This window comes from Pedobacter sp. ok626 (genome assembly GCF_900100435.1).
Taxonomy (GTDB): domain Bacteria; phylum Bacteroidota; class Bacteroidia; order Sphingobacteriales; family Sphingobacteriaceae; genus Pedobacter.
Window position 1 is genome coordinate 67,855 of record NZ_FNEX01000023.1, and the last position, 19,231, is coordinate 87,085.

A 19,231-nucleotide genomic window follows, 5' to 3' on the forward strand; every position below is an offset into this window, starting at 1 on the left:
ATTCATAGTTGTAAAATGATGGCTAAGCTAATTGCTGCTTGCCCATCATCAACAAAAGATCTTGGTCATTAATATCTAATTTACTATCTGCCACCGTAAGGAAGCGGTGGTATACTTCACTCAATTCCTCTTTGTTTAAGTTAAAACCTAAACGCTCTAAGTGGAATTTTAAAGCATGTCTGCCGCTACGTGCAGTCAACACAATACTTGCATCAGGGAAGCCTACATCCTCAGGACGGATAATCTCGTAATTCTCACGGTTTTTCAAGAAACCATCCTGGTGGATACCTGAGCTATGTGCAAAGGCATTGCTACCCACAATCGCTTTATTAGGTTGTACTGGCATACGCATTTGCGAACTCACCATACGGCTTAATTCGTAAAAGTTTTTGGTGTTGATATTGGTATGCAAACCTAAAATCGCATGTGTTTTTAAAATCATCACGACTTCTTCAATCGAAGTATTTCCTGCACGCTCGCCGATACCATTGATGGTACCTTCAATTTGACGCGCACCATTTTGCAAACCAGCAATTGAATTTGCAGTCGCCAAACCTAAATCGTTATGGCAATGTACAGATATGATTGCCTGATCAATGTTTTTTACATTCTCTTTCAAAAACTTGATCTTGCTTCCATATTGATCTGGCAAGCAATAACCATTGGTATCTGGTATGTTTACTACAGTAGCACCTGCTGCAATAACCGCTTCTACCATTTGGGCAAGGAAACGAACATCAGCACGGCCAGCATCTTCTGCATAAAACTCAATATCCTCAACAGATTTTTTGGCGTACTTTACGGCTTCAACTGCACGTTCAAGTATTTCTTCTCTGGTACTGTTAAATTTATGTTTAATGTGCATGTCAGACGAGCCGATACCTGTGTGTATACGCGGACGTTTGGCATACTGTAATGCAGCAACTGCCGAATCAATATCACCTTTATTTGCACGGGTTAATGCACAGATGATTGGTTCAGATACAGCTTTCGAAAGCTCTACAACACTTTGGAAATCGCCTGGACTCGAAATAGGAAATCCTGCTTCAATAACATCTACGCCGAGCGCTTCAAGTTCTTTAGCAATTTCTATTTTCTCGGGGGTCGTCAATTGGCAACCCGGCACTTGCTCCCCATCCCTTAAGGTGGTGTCAAATACATAAACTCTATTCGGATCGTGTAACATAATTCTTAGTGTTTAATTAGTATTCAAAATTTTCGACGTTCTCAATGCTTGCTTCATTCTCAACGTTTTCTAATATATTTTCTACGGATTTTACTGCTCCGTTTTCTAATAAGATTCTCTTTTCAATGCAGGCTGGCAATTGCGATTCAAAGTGGCCAACATAAATTAGTGTTGTTCCATTTTTACACAATCCATCTACCAGTCTGTTAAAATGTTTTGTTTGTTGCTGGTCTAAACCTTGACAAGGTTCATCCAGGATCAATAGTTCCGGGTTTTTTACAATCGTTCTGGCCAACAAAGCCAGTCGCTGTTTGCCCAGAGGAAGTTCATTCATCAAGGTATTCTTGTATTCATCCAGACCGAAATAGCTAACCAACTCGTCCGTCTGTATTTTTTTAGAATATCCGGGATCACAAAACAAGCCCGAACTATCATAAAATCCTGACATGATGCTTTGGAAAACTGTTGCCGAAGGGTCAAAATACCAATGTAATTCTGGAGATATTAAACCGATACGTTCTTTAATCTCCCAAATGCTTTCCCCACTGCCTCTTTTGTTTCCAAACAAATGGAAATTATTGGCATAAGCCTGGGGATGATCCCCACAAATCAAGCTTAATAAAGTGGATTTGCCCGAACCATTATGGCCTTGTAATACCCATTTTTCGCCAGCTTTAACTTCCCAGTTGATGTTTTTTAATACCCGCTTATCACCATAGCTGACATTCACATCAATCATTTTGATGATCTCCGCTGAAGAAGAAGCAACTGTTGCCTCAGCTAAAAATGCTGGAACGGCTTGGTCCAATGTATCAAACTCATTCCCGGTACGCTCGTCTGCCGAAATTTCAACCAACTGACCTTCCTTAATCACCGCAAAGCGATTCAAGCATGAAGGCAATTCCTCGTCGTTGCTGATTAAAATCAACTGCGTTCCGGCTTCAGAAATTTCTTCTAATAAGGTGTTTAAGTTTTGGCGAGAAAGTGTATCTAAGCCATTGTAAGGGAGATCCAATATCAATAGCTGCGGTTTTAACCATATGGCTTTAACCAATTGCAATTTTTTATGCTCGCCACTAGATAATTGGATAAGGGTGGAGTGTTTCAATTCCGAAAACCCTAATGCAGCTAAAATGCTATCTACTTCATTAAACTGAAGCGCATTTTTTTTGCCAAAGCTTTCTAACTCCGCTTTTACAGTCGCCGTAGTTTCTGTCGACTGCTTATTGTAGCGCTGTTGATAATAGAAGTTCGATTGCCCCTCTAAATCTTTAAACTGAAACCAGTTTGCCACATAATATACAGTTGCCGGTAAATTACTCTGAGCATTAAACTCAATTTTAATGTTCCCGTAACTGTGATCTACACCAGCAATTGCTTTTGCCAATGAAGTTTTGCCACTTCCGCTTGTTCCACATAATAACCAATTCTCATACCTGTTTATAGTCCAATTCAAATCCTGTAACACAGGTTTTTGCTGGTACTTCAAGTTAAGATTGGCGATATGGACGACGGGTTGTGACATTTTGTTGTTTTGTAATTAGCTGCACCTAAAAAAAGATGCAGCTAATTATTTTAATGTTTATGCTGTTTTAATAGATTTCATTGCAGTCATTGCTTTTCTCAGTTTGGTACCAATTACCTCAACTTCGTGTGTACGCAATGCTTCGTTTATGGCAATTAGTGTCCTGTTATCTACACCACCATCTTTACCTTCATTAAAGTTTTTACCTACTAAGTCAGTATCAACTTTAGTCATAAAATCAGCTAATAAAGGTTTACAAGCCTGGTCAAATAAATAGCAACCATATTCAGCTGTATCAGAAATTACGCGGTTCATTTCAAACAATTTCTTACGTGCAATGGTATTTGCGATAAGTGGAGTTTCGTGTAACGACTCATAGTAAGCAGACTCTGGTTTGATACCAGCCTGAACCATTGTTTCGAAAGCCAATTCAACACCTGCTCTAACAAAAGCTACCATTAAAGTATAGTTGTCGAAATATTCTTGCTCAGCAATTTTAACATCACCAGCAGGAGTTTTCTCAAAAGCAGTTTCGCCAGTTGCAGCGCGCCATGCCAATAAGTTTTTATCACCAGCAGCCCAGTCAGCCATCATTGTGCTGCTAAACTCACCACTCATGATATCATCCTGATGTTTTTGGAACAATGGACGCATGATGTTTTTCAATTCTTCCGAAATTTCGAAAGCTTTAATTTTAGCAGGGTTACTCAATCTGTCCATCATACCGGTTACACCGCCATGTTTAAGGGCTTCAGTAATTACTTCAACACCATATTGAACCAATTTCGAAGCATAACCAGCGTCAATACCTTTTTCAACCATTTTGTCGAATGAAAGGATAGAACCAGTTTGCAATAAACCACATAAAATGGTTTGCTCACCCATTAAATCAGATTTTACTTCAGCTACAAAAGATGATTTTAAAACACCAGCTCTATGACCGCCAGTTCCAACACAGTAAGCTTTCGCTTGTGCCAAACCTTTTCCTTCCGGATCATTCTCAGGGTGTACAGCAATTAGAGTAGGTACACCAAATCCTCTTACATATTCAGCTCTAACTTCACTTCCTGGACATTTTGGCGCAACCATGATCACCGTAATGTCTTTACGGATTTGCATGCCTTCTTCAACAATGTTGAAACCATGAGAGTACAATAACGTAGCGCCTTTTTTCATCAAAGGCATAATTGCAGTTACTACAGCAGTATGTTGTTTATCAGGAGTAAGGTTGATTACAACATCAGCAGTTGGAATCAATTCTTCGTAAGTACCTACAGTAAAGTTGTTATCTGTAGCATTTTTCCATGAATCTCTTTTGCCTTCGATAGCTGCTGCACGCAAAGTATAAGAAACATCTAAACCACTATCTCTTAAATTTAAACCCTGGTTTAAGCCTTGTGCACCACAGCCTACAATTACCAGTTTTTTTCCTTTCAATACATTTACACCATCTAGAAATTCAGCGCTGTCCATGAAGTCGCAAACGCCCAATTGGTTCAGTTGTTCTCTAAGAGGTAATGTGTTAAAGTAATTTGACATCTTTTTTATTGTTTTAGATTTTTTAAGGTTCGTTTTATTTTTATTTATTGGTACTGATCACTTTTTTAATTGCCGAAGCGATTCCATAATGCAGTGCATCATGTACTACAAAGAATTGAACAGCCTCAGCATTGCTTTTTATTTCTACACCATAATTGGTCTTAAAGGCATTGTAAGTGCTAAACTTATTGCTGTTCAAATCTTCCTCCAGCTGATTGATGGTACTACGCATCAATTCTTTTAGGGTATTGATTTCTTCAGCATCGACAAACTTTTCAGGTTTGGTTCCTTTTGTGTAAGGCAGTATATGCTGCTTTTCAATTACAGGCTCAACATTGGCCAGTCGGTAACATAAACCCTGCTGACTGGAAACGATGTGTCCGAAATTCCAAATGATATTGTTGTTAAAACCTGCCGGAATTTCGTTCAGCTCTTCAACAGTTGAAGTTTCGATCAACTTGATGAAGTTCTCGCGCGTTTGTCTGGTAATATTTAAAAGGTATTCCATCTTAAAAGCTTACATGCTAAATACATTCTTTTCTTTGTCCAGGAATTCGTTTTCAATCACGTCTTGTCCTGGTTCTCTGCGTTCAAACTCTCTCAGTTTAGCATTAAAGCCTTCGCTGTCTTTGATGATCGCAACTCTGGCACTTCTTACAAATTCTATCAGCCCATAAGGTTGTAAAACTTCAATCAGTTTATCGGTTTCTTCTCTGTGTCCAGTTGCCTCAAATACGGTGTAATCTTTACGGATCACTACCGCGCGAGCACCATACTCACGAAGCAATCGCTCTACCGGAGCACGTTCTGCAACGATATCTGTTGGCACTTTATAAAGGGCAAGTTCTTGCCAGATGATGTCTTCGTTGGTATTGTAATATACTTTTAACACCTCAACTTGTTTTTCTATCTGACGGCAAAGCTTACGTACTACTTCTTCCGTTTCGTGAATCACGATATTGAAGCGGTGAATGTGCTCAATCTCAGAAGGGGAGGTGTTTAAACTTTCTATATTAATTTTTCTTCTTGAAAATATAATGGCAATACGATTTAATATACCGATCTGATTTTCGGTGTATGCAGTAATCGTAAATTCCTGTTTTCCATTTAATTCTATATCCTGCGAATTGCTCATGGTCTTTAATTATTTAAGTCTGATTTCACTAACACTGCTACCTTGGGGAACCATAGGGAATACGTTGTGTTCCTGGGCAACCATTACTTCTAAAAGGTACGAGCCTTTATGGTTCAACATATCTGTCAAAGCACCAACTAAGTCCTCACGCTCGGAGATTTTTCTACCGGCGATGTAATAAGAATCAGCCAGTTTCACAAAATCCGGACTGGTGATGTCCACAAACGAATAACGCTTCTCGTGGAACAATTGCTGCCATTGGCGAACCATACCCAGGAACCTGTTGTTCAGGATCATGATCTTTACATCTACGCCGCTCTGCATAATGGTACCTAATTCCTGTAAGGTCATCTGGAAACCACCATCACCGATTACCGCAACAACGGTACGGTCAGGTGCACCAAACTTAGCCCCAATAGCTGCCGGTAAACCAAAACCCATAGTTCCTAAGCCGCCACTAGTAATATTGCTTCTGGTGTGGTTAAACTTGGCATAACGACAAGTTACCATCTGGTGTTGACCAACGTCGGTTACAACAACAGCTTCACCTTTTGTGATTTCATTCAATTGGTTAATTACCTCACCCATGGTCAACTCTCCAGTTCCAGGATGTAATTCATTTTGAATGACAACTTCCTGTTCTGTTTTGTCGAAAGCCCTGAATTCGGCTAACCATTCTGTATGTGTTTTTTCCTCAACTAATGCAGTTAAAAGCGGTAAAGTCTCTTTACAATCTCCCCAAACAGGAACATCAGCTTTAACATTTTTATCAATCTCAGCAGGATCAATATCCAAATGGATTACTTTAGCTTGCTTGGCATATTTATCTAAACGACCAGTTACACGGTCATCAAAACGCATACCTATAGCAATCAGCACATCGCAGGCATTGGTTTGTACGTTAGGACCGTAGTTACCATGCATACCCAACATACCCACATTTAAAGGGTGATCGGTTGCAATTGCACCAGCGCCTAAAATTGTCCATGCTGCCGGAATACCTGTTTTCTCTACAAAAGCTTTGAATTCCTGCTCAGCACTACCCAATGAAACACCTTGTCCAAATAATATAAAAGGTTTCTTTGCCGAATTGATTAACTCAGCAGCCTGCTGTATATATTCTTTTCTGATCAAAGGTTTCGGGCGGTAGCTACGGATGTGATCGCAAGGGGTATAGCCCTCGTAATCGAACATTTGCAACTGTGCATTTTTGGTGATGTCAATCAATACAGGTCCCGGTCTGCCACTGCGTGCAATGTAGAAGGCTTTAGCCAATACACTTGGAATTTCTGTAGCATCAGTGATCTGGTAGTTCCATTTGGTTACCGGAGTAGTGATGTTGATCACATCAGTTTCCTGGAAAGCATCAGTTCCTAACAGGTGTGCATAAACCTGTCCGGTAATACAAACCATAGGCGTGCTGTCTATCTGGGCATCTGCCAGACCTGTAACCAGGTTGGTGGCGCCCGGACCGCTGGTACCGAATACTACACCAACTTTTCCAGATGTACGTGCATAACCTTGACCGGCATGTGTGCCGCCTTGTTCGTGACGTACCAGGATATGTTTTAATTTATCTTTATAATCGTATAATGCATCATAAATTGGCATGATTGCACCGCCAGGATAGCCAAAAATGGTATCCGTACCTTCGGCAATTAATCCTTCCAATAAAGCTACCGAACCAGAAATGTTTACGGTTTTCTTCGGTTCTGCTAAGGTGGTTGCTTCCTCTTGTGCTGTATTCATTGTTTTATTTTTAGGTAATGAGGTTCTTAAATTGGTTTTAGCCATTGTAGGCATCAGTAACGCAGCCTTCACTGGCATCGCTTACTTGTTTAATGTATTTGTAGAGCACTCCTTTGGTGACGGGTGGAGGTAACTGTGTCCAAACCGCTCGGCGGGTAGCCAGTTGCTCGTCTGTCAAGTGAACATCAATAGAGTTGTTTACCGCATCAATGGTAATGATGTCATCATCATGAACCAAGGCAATGTTTCCACCGTCCCATGCTTCTGGAGTGATGTGGCCTACCACGAAACCGTGTGTTCCACCAGAGAAACGTCCATCAGTAATCAAGGCTACCGATTTACCTAAACCTGCGCCAATAATCAATGAAGTAGGTTTTAGCATCTCCGGCATACCAGGTGCACCTTTTGGCCCAACCTGTCTGATAACCACCACGTCTCCGCTTTTCAGTCTTCCACTTTGAATACCGGCCATAAGCGCTTTTTCTCCATCGAAAACACGAGCGGGACCAGTAAATTTCTCTCCTTCTTTACCACTGATTTTAGCTACAGAACCTTTGGTTGCAAGGTTTCCGTAAAGCATTTGTAAGTGACCAGTTTCTTTGATCGGGTTTTCTATCGGGAAAATGATCTTCTGGGTATCAAAATTAAGATCAGCAGCATCCGCAACATTCTCCGCTAAAGTTTTACCAGTAACGGTTAAACAATCGCCATGTACCAATCCTACTTTTAATAAATATTTTAATACCGCAGGTACACCACCAATCTCATGAAGATCTTCCATTAAGTAGGTACCACTTGGTTTTAAATCACCTAATACCGGGGTGTTATCACTAACGTTTTGGAAATCGGCCAGTGTTAAGTTCATGCCAACAGATTTGGCGATGGCAATTAAGTGCAGCACAGCGTTGGTTGAACCACCCAATACCATAACAGTTACAATTGCATTGTGAAATGCTTTTTCGGTCATGATATCAGAAGGGCAGATGTTTCTTTCTAAGAGGATGCGGATATATTTTCCTGCATCTGTACATTCCTGCTTTTTCTCGTCGCTTGTGGCGGGATAAGAGGAACTGTAAGGCAAACTCATACCCAAAGCCTCAATTGCTGAAGCCATGGTATTTGCCGTATACATGCCACCACATGCACCTGCTCCCGGACAAGCATTTTTGATTACGCCCTGGAAATCTTCTTCATCCAGGTTACCTGCTAATTTTTGCCCTAAAGCTTCAAATGCAGATACAATATTTAATGAGGCACCTTTATATTTTCCTGAGTGGATACTTCCACCGTATACCATGATAGAAGGGCGGTTTAAACGGCCCATTGCCATGATCGAACCAGGCATGTTTTTATCGCAGCCAGGAACAGTGATTAGCCCATCATAATATTGGCCACCACAAATTGTTTCGATAGAATCTGCAATTACATCCCTAGATACCAAAGAGTAACGCATGCCGTCTGTACCGTTAGACATACCATCACTTACGCCAATGGTACCGAAGGTTAAGCCTACCATATCATTGTTCCAGACACCTTTTTTTACAATTTGAGCAAGATCGTTTAAGTGCATGTTGCAAGTATTCCCATCATATCCCATGCTGGCAATACCGACCTGAGCCTTATCCATATCTGCTTTGGTCAATCCAATTCCGTACAACATTGCTTGTGCAGCGGGCTGAGTAGGGTCTTGTGTAAAGGTTTTACTGTATCGGTTAATTTCTGGTGTTTGTGACATAATATGTGGTTCCGTCGTTTTTTTTAATTTGTTTTATTATATAATTACTTCGTAGTTCTGTTTTTCTAATACCAGGCACTTATAGGTGCGTTGTATCATGGCGCCAATGCTATCAATCCATCTGGAAGGGAATTGGTATTCATCAATGCATGCTATTCCTGCAATTTCTGAGGCTGTGCCACAGAAGAAAGCACTGTCTGCACGTTTCAAATCTGCTACCGTTAAATGTTTCTCTATAACCTCTATGTCAAGGATATGGCATAGCTCTATAACCGTTGCACGGGTGATGCCCGGTAGAATGTTGCCAAGTGGTGGTGTAAACAATTTACCGTTCTTTTCAACAAAGAAGTTTGCACCTGGAGCTTCAGCAATATTTTGATTCATGTCTAGCAATAATGCTTCATCAAAACCTTTGCTTTTTGCTTCGGTTGTAGCCAAAATGGAGTTTACATAATTGCCACTTACTTTAGCTTCTATTTGCGTTGATTTAGGGTTGGGTCTTTCGTAACTTGAGATACAAACTTTTAATTGCTCGTGTCCAAGGTAAGCGCCCCATTCCCATGCACATATCATAATGGAAGGTTTTGTTCCACCTATTAATGACATGTTCGGTGCGCAATAAATTAGTGGACGGATGTACGCATTCTTCAAATTATTGATTTCTAATAATTTATAAGTCTGTTTAATCAGATCATTTACGTCCCAGTGAAAGGGGATGTGAACCAATTCTGCCGAGCGCTTTAAGCGTTCATAATGTTCTCTGGCTTTAAAAACCCGAGTTCCATTATGGGTATGGTATGCTCTTATTCCTTCAAATACAGCATAGCCATAGTGTAATGACTGCCCGTAAATGTCGGCAGTCGTGTCAGTTGCTTTTTGAAACTGGCCGTTTAAGTAAAGCACTGTATTTGAGTTGAAATATTGCATTTGGTTATAGGTCTGTTTTTTTACGGTATTGTTTCATTAAAAAAGCGCCACTTTTGGGGGGCGCTTGCGTATATTTTTTTATTAAATATTCATTTACAGCGCCTTGTCCTTCTGAAGAATCAGAAGAATAATTAGGTTAATAATGACATTATATAATGCTGTAATTGAAAGGTTCATTATCTTGTTTATTTGTTATTGCTTTATAAATCCAATTTAGTCGTTGCTGTTTAAACTATCAATAGCTGGACGAAAATAATTGAAAAAAAATATAATTCTGTATTTTTTTGTTATTTCGGATTATAGTTTGTTGTTTTTATTGTTTTTAGTATCTTAATTGGATGATGTTATACCGAATATGATTTCGGTATTCGGTATGGGTATTATGCGAGCATTGTAATTTTTGTGATTTTCTTCCTAAAACTGGGTAGGGTACCAATAAAGTTGATTAAAGTTATAATTTATTGGGTATAAAAAAAGCCCTTTGAAATTTCAAAGGGCTTCTCAATATTGTATGATAAAATATTAAGCAACCCCTTCGGCCAAAACAATAATTTTGTTTTTTAAGACCTCAACCACACCACCTTTAATAATAAAGGTATTATCGCCGGTTTTGCTTTTAATAATTACGGGGCCATCCTCCAGAGTAGAAATAATCGGAGCATGGTCGTGCAAAATCTGGAACGAGCCCATTGTTCCCGGTACGGTAACAGCTGTTACCTCGCCTTCAAAAACTTTCTTGTCTGGTGTTAATATTTCTAATGTCATTTGCTTTTAGATAGGAGCGGCGAGGTTTGAGCCAATGAGTCAAATCTCGCCGCTATTTATCAATATTAGTTATTTGCTTCCGCTAATAGTTTTTTACCTTTTTCAATAGCTTCTTCAATGCTACCTACAAGGTTAAATGCTGCTTCTGGATATTCATCAACTTCACCATCCATGATCATGTTAAATCCTTTGATGGTATCTTTAATGTCAACCAATACACCTTTTAATCCTGTAAATTGCTCAGCAACGTGGAAAGGCTGAGATAAGAAACGTTGTACACGACGAGCGCGAGACACGATTAATTTATCTTCCTCAGATAACTCATCCATACCTAAGATGGCGATGATATCTTGAAGTTCTTTATAACGTTGTAAAGTTTCTTTTACGCGTTGAGCAGTATTGTAGTGTTCGTCACCTAAAACAGCAGGAGAAAGGATACGTGAAGTCGAATCCAATGGATCCACAGCAGGATAGATACCTAACTCAGCAATTTTACGAGACAATACAGTTGTTGCATCTAAGTGGGCAAATGTTGTAGCCGGAGCAGGGTCAGTTAAATCATCCGCAGGTACATATACAGCTTGTACAGATGTAATTGAACCACGTTTAGTTGAAGTAATACGCTCTTGCATCAAACCCATCTCAGTAGCTAGAGTTGGTTGGTAACCTACCGCCGAAGGCATACGACCTAATAGGGCAGATACCTCAGAACCAGCTTGAGTGAAACGGAAGATATTGTCAACGAAGAAAAGGATATCTTTTCCAGCGCCTTCGCCATCACCATCACGGAAATATTCAGCAACTGTTAATCCAGATAAAGCTACACGAGCACGTGCTCCAGGAGGCTCGTTCATTTGACCGAAAACCAATGTTGCTTTAGACTCTTTTAATTTCTCAGTATCAACTTTACTCAAATCCCATCCGCCTTTTTCCATTGAATGCAGGAAGTCATCACCATAGTTGATTACACCAGATTCGATAAACTCACGCAAAAGGTCATTACCTTCACGAGTACGCTCACCTACACCAGCGAATACAGATAAACCGGCATATGCTTTCGCAATGTTGTTTACCAGCTCCATAATCAATACAGTTTTACCTACACCCGCACCACCGAACAAACCGATTTTACCACCTTTAGCATAAGGCTCTAATAAATCGATTACTTTAATACCTGTAAAAAGTACTTCAGTTTCAGTTGATAAATCTTCAAATCTAGGAGGGGCATTGTGAATTGGTCTGCCATCAGCTTTATTAACAGCGTTGATTCCGTCAATAGCTTCACCAACAACATTGAATAAACGACCTTTAATTTGGTCACCAACAGGCATTGTGATAGGAGATCCAGTATCTAGTACTTTCATTCCGCGAACTAAACCGTCGGTCGAGTCCATTGCAATTGCACGTATGCGGTCTTCACCAAGATGTTGTTGAACTTCTAAAACGACCTTCTGTCCGTTTTCTTTTTCAATCTCTAATGCAGAGAAAATTTGAGGTAAATGAGCATCGTCAGCAAAACTCACGTCAACTACCGGTCCTATAATCTGCGCTATTTTTCCAATGTTAGGCATATATTGTTTTGGGTAAAATTATAAATATCAATTTGTTAAAGGCTCTTTTATAAGCCTACAATTTGGTTTGCAAAGTTAAAATTTTTATACAAGAATTGCATATATAAATAAAAAGTTTTTCAACAGTTTTTAAAATGGTATTTTAGCGACTAGTTAAGCAGCATTAAATGTAGGGTTTAGGCTCTTGTGTGACTGTTAATTAAGAAATTATAAGCTCATGAAGACAATACTGGTAACAGGTAGTAATGGCCTTTTAGGCCAGAAATTAACAGAACGATTGCTGGAAACGAATCAGTTTAATCTCATCGCAACTTCTAAAGCGGCTAATCGCTTTCCTGTTAAAGTAGGGTACACTTATGTTGAAATGGATATTCTTGATCCTATAAATGTTAGGGAAGTTGTGGAAAAGTATCAGCCAGATGCAATTATTCATACCGCTGCAATGACCAATGTGGATACTTGTGAATCAGAAAAAGAGTTGGCACATCAACTCAATGTTGAAGCTGTGAAAACACTGGTATCACTTTGTGAAGAACACAATATTCAGCTGGTTCATTTGTCAACAGATTTTATATTTGATGGTGCACACGGTCCTTACGATGAGATGGCTGCTCCCAATCCTTTAAGTTATTATGGGATTACCAAATTGGAAGCAGAAGAGGTCATCAAAAATTCTACTTGTCGCTGGGCAATTCTTCGTACTATTATAGTATATGGTATTGTAAGTGATATGAGTAGAAGCAATATTGTACTTTGGGCAAAGGGCGCACTTGAAAAAGGAAATCCAATAAATGTAGTTAACGATCAATGGCGGATGCCGACCTTAGCCGAAGATTTAGCAGATTGTTGCTTACTGGCCGTTGAGAGAGATGCAAGAGGTGTATTTAATGCTTCAGGAAAAGATATGATGAGTATCTCAGAATTGGTAGCCCGTGTAGCGGACTATTGGCATTTGGACAAAAGCCTGATTAATGAGATTAGCGCGGAAACTTTAAATCAAACTGCAAAAAGACCTGTAAGGACAGGTTTCATCTTAGATAAAACGATGTCAGAACTGGGTTATAACCCTAGAAGTTTTGAGGAAGGACTTGCAATAGTTGATCAGCAATTAAAGCGGAGTTAGGCACTGGTCCTCACATGCTCCACACATTAGACACACTTTCTTCACAAAAAGGTACCCTTTTGTGGGTTTGGTGTGAAGGATGTGTGAACCAGGTGTGAAGAAACCTTAATCTTGTGAATAAACTTATCTAATTAACATACATAAAGAATATATCATTAATAAAAAATAAACTAATATGGCATTACAAGTTGGCGACAAAGCCCCAGATTTTAAATTATTAAACACTGATTTGAAAGATGTATCTCTTTCGGACTATAAAGGAAAGAAATTGGTAGTGCATTTTTTTCCATTGGCTTTTACAGGTGTCTGCACTGCGCAATTATGTACCATGAGAGATAGCTTTGGTTATTACCAGGGAATGAATGCTGATGTTGTAGGTATTTCAGTTGATTCTCCTTTTACATTGGCTAAGTTTAAAGAAGAACAAGCTTACCAGTTTCCTTTGTTGTCAGATTTCAACAAAGAAACATCACAAGCATACGGTTCATTTTATGAAGATTTTGTCCTTAATTTAAAGGGAGTATCAAAAAGAGCAGCTTTTGTTATCGATGAAGAAGGAAAAATTATCCATTCTGAGGTTTTAGAGGATGCCGGTAACATGCCTGATTTTGATGCGATTAAGAAAGTAGTAGAAGCTTAAGCTTAATTTTTAAGGGTAATGCTTGAGATTATTTTCAAAAAAAAGTTGGTAAAATCAATTTCAAGCATTACTTTTGCATCCTGTTAACGAAACAGAAACGCATTTGTAGCTCAATTGGATAGAGCATCTCACTACGGATGAGAAGGTTTGGGGTTCGAATCCCTACAAGTGCACTTCGGAAAGAGGGAATTTCAGCAATGAGATTCCCTCTTTTTTTTATTCATATATCTGATAATTAGGTAGTTGTAGTTTTTTTAGAATTAACTGATTTTTGAACTCTAAAATCTTAGCGTTTTTATAAATTTTTAAGTGTCATTTTATTTAATGTGCTGATATGTAGGTGTTTGATTTGTGTTTTTAATCAAAATTCTAAAAAAAGGGTTCGATATCCGGGAGGGTGAGTTAAAGAGAGTCGAACCAGAGTAATATATCTCTAGTAGAGTAAAATTGTCGATTTAATAAAAAATAGTCATTAGTGGACGATTAGATATTGATTTTAGGAATTTTTATCCCTAGTAAAGTAATTCATTTTTTAGCTATGGATGACCAGCTCTGCAAATCTCTCTAGGAAAAATATAACATTTTGAGCGTTCCTAAATTCAATATTTCGGTTATTATTGCTTTCAAACCTTATGATTTCTTCACATTCTTTCAAATAAACAAATTCTTCTACTGAATTTGAATCGGAAATTGGTTGGATTTCAACAGTCGTATCCAAATTTTCATAATCCAAATTGAAAATGAATTTCGCAGCATCTGTGAAAAGGATATGAAAGTTTTTATCATCGCAAATTATCTGCTTGTCAGTTAAGATGTCGATTATTTTTCTTTTGTATGTAGTCTCAAATTGTTGGTAGGTTAAAGAGATATTTGAAAATTTGTGTGTAGCATCAGTCATTATTTTTTCAGCTTTCGAAATCATAAATGCTGCGTTGTTCAAACTAGTTCCTATGGAGTTGATTTTGTATTCACAATCGGTTTTTATTGCCAAATAGTCATCATTGTCTATTTCACCTGATAATAAAAGTTCCTTGGCCTTGTTTAGCCTTTCAAATGTTCTTTCTATACTTTTAAAGATTTGGGATTGTGTATTTGAGGCTTCGCCGAAATGCTTATTATAAACACGTTTTAAGACCACACGAAAAAGAGATAAATAAAATTCTCCAGGAATTAACTGTGTTAACTCTTTTAGAGCCAATTTATCTATAAAATCGGCTCTAATTCGGAATTTGCAACCATTCATACAGTGGTAGTAATGGTAATGCGCATTTCTACCCTTCGAGGCACTGCCTGTTAGGTTCTTAAAGCATAACGGGCATGTTAATAGACCTCTTAATGGTAGTTGATTATTAATTGTTGTTCTAAGTTGTGGTTTTGCATTGTTATTTAATACTTTTTGAACTTGCTCAAAAACATCTTCAGATATTATTTTTTCATGCAAGCCATTAACTAAATACCGATTTTCTTGTTCGTATGCTGGAACTATGATTTTACCATAATAAATGGGATTTCGGATCATAAGCCAGAAATTATTTAAGCTACATTTGAATCCGTTCTCTATTGCTTCATTATAAATAAAACGTGTGGAATGATATCCTTTGGCCAATTCGATGAAAATATTCTTGATAAAAGTAGCCTCTGGCTCTTTGGGTATTATACATTTTTTACCGTCGATTAAGGTGATATTTATATACCCTATTGGTGCATGGCACATATATCGTCCCTCTTGTTTTGCTTTACGCATGCCTTGCCTGACATTCAAACTTCGCCTGTCATTTTCTACTTCTGATGTTGCCAGGTAAATAGCAAGCATTATTTTATTTTCTGGAATAGCCAGGTTAAGAGGTTGATCAATAGCCTTCGTTTCAATGTTCATCTTTTTAAGCCTTTCAATCATGGAATATGCGTCCGCAGCATTCCTGCTGAACCTATCCCATCTGGAAAATAAGATAAAGTCGGGTCTGTTAGTTCTACTACGGTTTAAGCCTAAAAATAATTTTGACCACTCGGGTCTATTAAAGGTTTTTGCTGAATGATCTTCGTATACGATCTGTATAATTTGAATTTTATTAGCGAAACAGAACTTTTCTAGACGTTCTCTTTGGCTTTGCTGTGAGTATCCTTTTTGTGCCTGCTCATCAGTACTTACACGAATGTATAATGTTGCAGTTTGCATAATGAACATTAGATAAACGATCAAATCTTTGGTTTAAATCATGTCCATATATAGAAGTAAGATGACAATTTTGTTATAGTTTGCGTGAGGCAGGTCTATCTGGAAATTAAAAACTTGGCAGCTGTCGAAAAAAAGGTTTTAGAATTGAAAAACGAAGAAAGCAAATAACAGTAAAGGGCTTTTTAGTTTCATGCAGGATATTTACATTCGTCTAAGAATCTTAATTAACAAATCATGATAACTCTCGCAGATTTTAAGTCAATAGAAGGCGAAGTCGAGTTTGCTTTGAATCAGCTATTTGATCATTTGGAAGCTAAAGCACTCCGGCACAACTACGTCGCATTTTTAGCAGATGGCGAGTACGAACATGACTGGTCTGGGCGTTCAAGATTGAATCCGTATTCCATCGACAACAGAAAGGATCGTTATAAGGATGAGTCACGCTTAAACTTCTTTATACATTACATGCGGACCTTTTATGATTTTAGCGGCGGAAGGGAAGTGATAGATGACGATGAATACCGCATTACCCTTGAAATGATGATCTATTGTCACGCCTGGGAGTCCAAACCTATCTTGAAGAAATTGTTTCGACTTGCTGAGTTGGCAAACTATAAAAGTTATCCCTGGCACGTTGACGTCCCGGAAATGAGCAAGCATTCGTATATTCGATTTGATATCCGGGATAGATTTGCAGCTCGCGGGCTAATTGTTGCAAATGTTATAAGAAACAGTTTTCATACTTCCCTTAGAAATGCGTTTGCACACTCAGAATATCAGATTAATACCCGTCGAAAGGTAATCTTACTGGACACTTATAAAGGAGCTAATTGGGATATAAAGGAAATTTCTTTCGATGATTGGTCCAAACGTTTTGCCTACACCTCGTGGCTTGTTTATCTTTTACACAATATTGCCGCTACGCGTAAAACAACCATGGGTATTGTTAATCCGGAACAATTGATTTTACATCCTAAATCCTCCGAGAAACACCTTGTTGCAAGGCATATCTATTATGACACGTACAGGGATTCGTTTAGTTTTTACCGGTAAATGCTTTCATCAATTTGATTTTCTTTTATTCAAAAGAAGTTAAATGCTATCTTGTCTTTTAAAATAAATTAAAATGAAACAAACTGCTCTTTTCGCCGATCGTTTTTTAGAATCCTTTGCTGGTAAGGGGATTATCTCTGATCCCAAAATAGCACTTATTGAATTGATTGCAAATGCCTGGGATGCATCCGCAACTAAGGTGGAAATACAATGGCCGTTGGATCATGGAGATTTGTTTTCAATCTCAGATAATGGACATGGGATGACCGAGGTCCAGTTTGATAAACGCTTTAGGACTCTTTCTTATGACCGTACTCGGGAGCAGGGAGGATATGCCGAAGTGCCTGAAGATTTAAAAGCAGCTGTCGGTAAACGCCCAGTGTTTGGAAGGAATGGTAAAGGACGGCTATCTGGTTTTGCATTTGGGGATTTCTATCAAGTGAAGACTTGGGCGTCTGGTGAGGAGATACATTACAAAGTGTTTACAGATAATTCTAACCTGTTGGCTTTTAACAAGCTCAAGCAAGAGCCAGCTGACGGTCACGGTACTCAAGTTTTTGTGCAAAATGCTAAAAAACCGACAATCTCGTTCGAAGATATTAAAATGGAAGTAGGGATGCGTTTTATGGTTGATCCGCATTTCGAAGTAATCATCAATAATGAACGGGTTACTTTTATGGATATTCCAGATGAAAATATTACGGAGATTTTTGCTGAAGTAGAAGGTGTTGGCAAAATTCCTATTAAGATCATTGATGTCCAAACAACCGATAGGACGACACAACTTCATGGAATTGCATGGCATGTTAAAAATCGTCTGGTCGGTGAGTGCACCTGGAAAGGAAGCGGAAATGAACATTTAGTTGATGGACGACGAATCATTGCGAAACGCTATATTTTTATAGTGCAGGCTAATTGTCTTGAAGCAGCTGTCGTTCCTGACTGGACGATGTTTTACCCTAATGATGATAAATACAAGAAAGTTTTCGAGAAGGTACAAGAAAAGATTAAGGACTTCATTCTTGAGTTGAATAAGGAAAATCGGAAAGCGACCTTTCAAGAAATTGAGAATGCAACACGGCCTGTGCTAAAGCGTATGAGTATCATTAGCCGTGAGCGATGGGAAAAATTTGTAGTTGCAATCCAAGAGGAATGTCCTTCGATAACACACGCAGATTTAGAAAAGTTAGGGATTCTGCTGGCAAATCTAGAGCAAGCTAACTCAAAATTCAACCTGATCAGTATTCTGTCCTCTGCCTCAGTCGACGATCTTGATGATATTCATTCCGTCCTGCAAAAATGGGACGTGAATTTTGCTAAAATTGTTTTGGATGAAGTCGAGTATAGAATGCGCCTAGTTGAAAAGTTACAAAGCAGAGTTATTAGTCACCTAACTGATGAGGTTCACGATTTACAATCTCTGTTTCATAGAGGTCTTTGGATTTTTGGGCCTGAATATGAGACTATTGAATATACTTCAAATGTTGGTATGACTAAAGTGATACAGCAGCTTTTCGGTGAAACAGTTGCCGGGACTGCAAACCGGCCCGATTTTGCAATTCTAAAAGACAGTTCAGTAGGTCTGTATGGCTTTCCAAAATACGATCAAGATGGTTCAGAAGTGGGCATTGATCGTTTAACTGTAGTTGAGCTCAAGAAGCCAGGTGTTCAAGTTGGTTCAAAAGAAGTCGATCAAGCCTTTAAATACGTGACAGAGTTGCTAACCAAAGGTTTGTTGAAGCCTTATTCCAGAGTAACCTGTTTTGTGTTAGGATCAAATCTAGTAGAGTATGAAGCAGAAAGGACTACAAAAATGGATGGCAGAGTAATCATCCAACCTTTAGATTATGATACGGTTATGAGGAGAGCAAAAAGCCGGTTATTGAATTTGTTTGATAAAGTAAAGAACGCACCATACCTGGAAGACACACGAATACAAGAATACCTTCGGGAAAAAGAACAGGCGACACTTTTTGATGTAGCCTAAGTATTTGTCTGATGCTTAACTTTCCAAAGGGAGCCTGTCGTTAATAAAATTGGATTTACAAATCCATTAAGATACATCATGTTTTGTAGTTAGATATTATTAAATATTTATGTTTCAGAA

The 19,231-nt window shown here is 38.6% G+C and carries 15 protein-coding genes and 1 tRNA gene; 5 read left to right on the plus strand and 11 right to left on the minus strand.

The features are described 5' to 3' along the window. Positions 1-22 precede the first annotated feature (22 nt). The 10 genes from BLS35_RS25110 to atpD form a co-directional block, all read right to left on the minus strand. Positions 23-1,186 carry a 2-isopropylmalate synthase gene (locus tag BLS35_RS25110; RefSeq protein WP_090786589.1) on the minus strand — a complete coding sequence of 388 codons (1,164 nt, stop codon included), beginning with the start codon at positions 1,184-1,186 and terminating at the stop codon, positions 23-25. A 16-nt stretch (positions 1,187-1,202) separates the two neighbouring features. Next, complete coding sequence (locus tag BLS35_RS25115; RefSeq protein WP_090786591.1) at positions 1,203-2,711, minus strand: ATP-binding cassette domain-containing protein; 1,509 nt, start codon at positions 2,709-2,711, stop codon at positions 1,203-1,205. Positions 2,712-2,768: 57 nt separating this feature from the next. Then, positions 2,769-4,250: a ketol-acid reductoisomerase gene (gene ilvC / locus BLS35_RS25120; protein WP_090786593.1), complete on the minus strand. Its 1,482-nt coding sequence runs from the start codon at positions 4,248-4,250 to the stop codon at positions 2,769-2,771. Positions 4,251-4,290: 40 nt separating this feature from the next. Continuing rightward, entirely contained in the window at positions 4,291-4,758 is a 468-nt protein-coding gene (locus tag BLS35_RS25125) for a DinB family protein (RefSeq protein ID WP_090786595.1), read from the minus strand. Between the two features lie 9 nt (positions 4,759-4,767). Then, a complete protein-coding gene (gene ilvN / locus BLS35_RS25130) occupies positions 4,768-5,385 on the minus strand; it encodes an acetolactate synthase small subunit (protein WP_090786598.1) in 618 nt (205 codons plus the stop codon). 9 nt (positions 5,386-5,394) lie between these two features. Further along, positions 5,395-7,134: a biosynthetic-type acetolactate synthase large subunit gene (gene ilvB / locus BLS35_RS25135; RefSeq protein ID WP_090786697.1), complete on the minus strand. Its 1,740-nt coding sequence runs from the start codon at positions 7,132-7,134 to the stop codon at positions 5,395-5,397. A 37-nt stretch (positions 7,135-7,171) separates the two neighbouring features. Continuing rightward, a complete protein-coding gene (gene ilvD, locus BLS35_RS25140; RefSeq protein ID WP_090786601.1) occupies positions 7,172-8,869 on the minus strand; it encodes a dihydroxy-acid dehydratase in 1,698 nt (565 codons plus the stop codon). Positions 8,870-8,905: 36 nt separating this feature from the next. Continuing rightward, on the minus strand, positions 8,906-9,796 hold the full coding sequence (locus tag BLS35_RS25145; RefSeq protein WP_090786603.1) for a branched-chain amino acid transaminase: 891 nt from the start codon (positions 9,794-9,796) through the stop codon (positions 8,906-8,908). Positions 9,797-10,318: 522 nt separating this feature from the next. Next, on the minus strand, positions 10,319-10,561 hold the full coding sequence (gene atpC / locus BLS35_RS25150) for an ATP synthase F1 subunit epsilon (protein WP_084289549.1): 243 nt from the start codon (positions 10,559-10,561) through the stop codon (positions 10,319-10,321). 65 nt (positions 10,562-10,626) lie between these two features. Beyond that, positions 10,627-12,132, minus strand: a complete 1,506-nt coding sequence (gene atpD / locus BLS35_RS25155) for a F0F1 ATP synthase subunit beta (protein ID WP_090786605.1) — start codon at positions 12,130-12,132, stop codon at positions 10,627-10,629. A 217-nt stretch (positions 12,133-12,349) separates the two neighbouring features. Between atpD and BLS35_RS25160 the strand changes: the two genes are divergently transcribed. The 3 genes from BLS35_RS25160 to BLS35_RS25170 all read left to right on the plus strand — a co-directional run bounded on the left by BLS35_RS25160 (position 12,350) and on the right by BLS35_RS25170 (position 14,068). Continuing rightward, complete coding sequence (locus BLS35_RS25160) at positions 12,350-13,255, plus strand: SDR family oxidoreductase (protein ID WP_090786607.1); 906 nt, start codon at positions 12,350-12,352, stop codon at positions 13,253-13,255. A 175-nt stretch (positions 13,256-13,430) separates the two neighbouring features. Beyond that, positions 13,431-13,895 (plus strand): redoxin domain-containing protein, encoded by a 465-nt coding sequence (locus tag BLS35_RS25165; RefSeq protein ID WP_090786610.1) that lies wholly within the window; start codon positions 13,431-13,433, stop codon positions 13,893-13,895. Between the two features lie 99 nt (positions 13,896-13,994). After that, positions 13,995-14,068: transfer RNA gene (locus tag BLS35_RS25170), tRNA-Arg, on the plus strand. Between the two features lie 359 nt (positions 14,069-14,427). On the opposite strand, the gene BLS35_RS25175 is transcribed toward BLS35_RS25170, so the two are convergent. After that, positions 14,428-16,071: a recombinase family protein gene (locus tag BLS35_RS25175; RefSeq protein ID WP_165973420.1), complete on the minus strand. Its 1,644-nt coding sequence runs from the start codon at positions 16,069-16,071 to the stop codon at positions 14,428-14,430. 234 nt (positions 16,072-16,305) lie between these two features. Between BLS35_RS25175 and BLS35_RS25180 the strand changes: the two genes are divergently transcribed. Both BLS35_RS25180 and BLS35_RS25185 read left to right on the plus strand, forming a co-directional pair. Then, positions 16,306-17,124, plus strand: coding sequence for a hypothetical protein (locus tag BLS35_RS25180; protein WP_090786653.1), 819 nt, complete (start codon positions 16,306-16,308; stop codon positions 17,122-17,124). Positions 17,125-17,197: 73 nt separating this feature from the next. Next, complete coding sequence (locus BLS35_RS25185; RefSeq protein ID WP_090786656.1) at positions 17,198-19,111, plus strand: ATP-binding protein; 1,914 nt, start codon at positions 17,198-17,200, stop codon at positions 19,109-19,111. The last annotated feature ends 120 nt before the right edge of the window (positions 19,112-19,231 follow it).

What these genes read in the sequence shown, in the direction of transcription:
- BLS35_RS25110 (WP_090786589.1), bottom strand. Translation starts at nt 1,186, where the DNA reads ATGTTACACGATCCGAATAGAGTTTATGTATTTGACACCACCTTAAGG.
- BLS35_RS25115 (WP_090786591.1), bottom strand. Translation starts at nt 2,711, where the DNA reads ATGTCACAACCCGTCGTCCATATCGCCAATCTTAACTTGAAGTACCAG.
- ilvC (WP_090786593.1), bottom strand. Translation starts at nt 4,250, where the DNA reads ATGTCAAATTACTTTAACACATTACCTCTTAGAGAACAACTGAACCAA.
- BLS35_RS25125 (WP_090786595.1), bottom strand. Translation starts at nt 4,758, where the DNA reads ATGGAATACCTTTTAAATATTACCAGACAAACGCGCGAGAACTTCATC.
- ilvN (WP_090786598.1), bottom strand. Translation starts at nt 5,385, where the DNA reads ATGAGCAATTCGCAGGATATAGAATTAAATGGAAAACAGGAATTTACG.
- ilvB (WP_090786697.1), bottom strand. Translation starts at nt 7,134, where the DNA reads ATGAATACAGCACAAGAGGAAGCAACCACCTTAGCAGAACCGAAGAAA.
- ilvD (WP_090786601.1), bottom strand. Translation starts at nt 8,869, where the DNA reads ATGTCACAAACACCAGAAATTAACCGATACAGTAAAACCTTTACACAA.
- BLS35_RS25145 (WP_090786603.1), bottom strand. Translation starts at nt 9,796, where the DNA reads ATGCAATATTTCAACTCAAATACAGTGCTTTACTTAAACGGCCAGTTT.
- atpC (WP_084289549.1), bottom strand. Translation starts at nt 10,561, where the DNA reads ATGACATTAGAAATATTAACACCAGACAAGAAAGTTTTTGAAGGCGAG.
- atpD (WP_090786605.1), bottom strand. Translation starts at nt 12,132, where the DNA reads ATGCCTAACATTGGAAAAATAGCGCAGATTATAGGACCGGTAGTTGAC.
- BLS35_RS25160 (WP_090786607.1), top strand. Translation starts at nt 12,350, where the DNA reads ATGAAGACAATACTGGTAACAGGTAGTAATGGCCTTTTAGGCCAGAAA.
- BLS35_RS25165 (WP_090786610.1), top strand. Translation starts at nt 13,431, where the DNA reads ATGGCATTACAAGTTGGCGACAAAGCCCCAGATTTTAAATTATTAAAC.
- BLS35_RS25175 (WP_165973420.1), bottom strand. Translation starts at nt 16,071, where the DNA reads ATGCAAACTGCAACATTATACATTCGTGTAAGTACTGATGAGCAGGCA.
- BLS35_RS25180 (WP_090786653.1), top strand. Translation starts at nt 16,306, where the DNA reads ATGATAACTCTCGCAGATTTTAAGTCAATAGAAGGCGAAGTCGAGTTT.
- BLS35_RS25185 (WP_090786656.1), top strand. Translation starts at nt 17,198, where the DNA reads ATGAAACAAACTGCTCTTTTCGCCGATCGTTTTTTAGAATCCTTTGCT.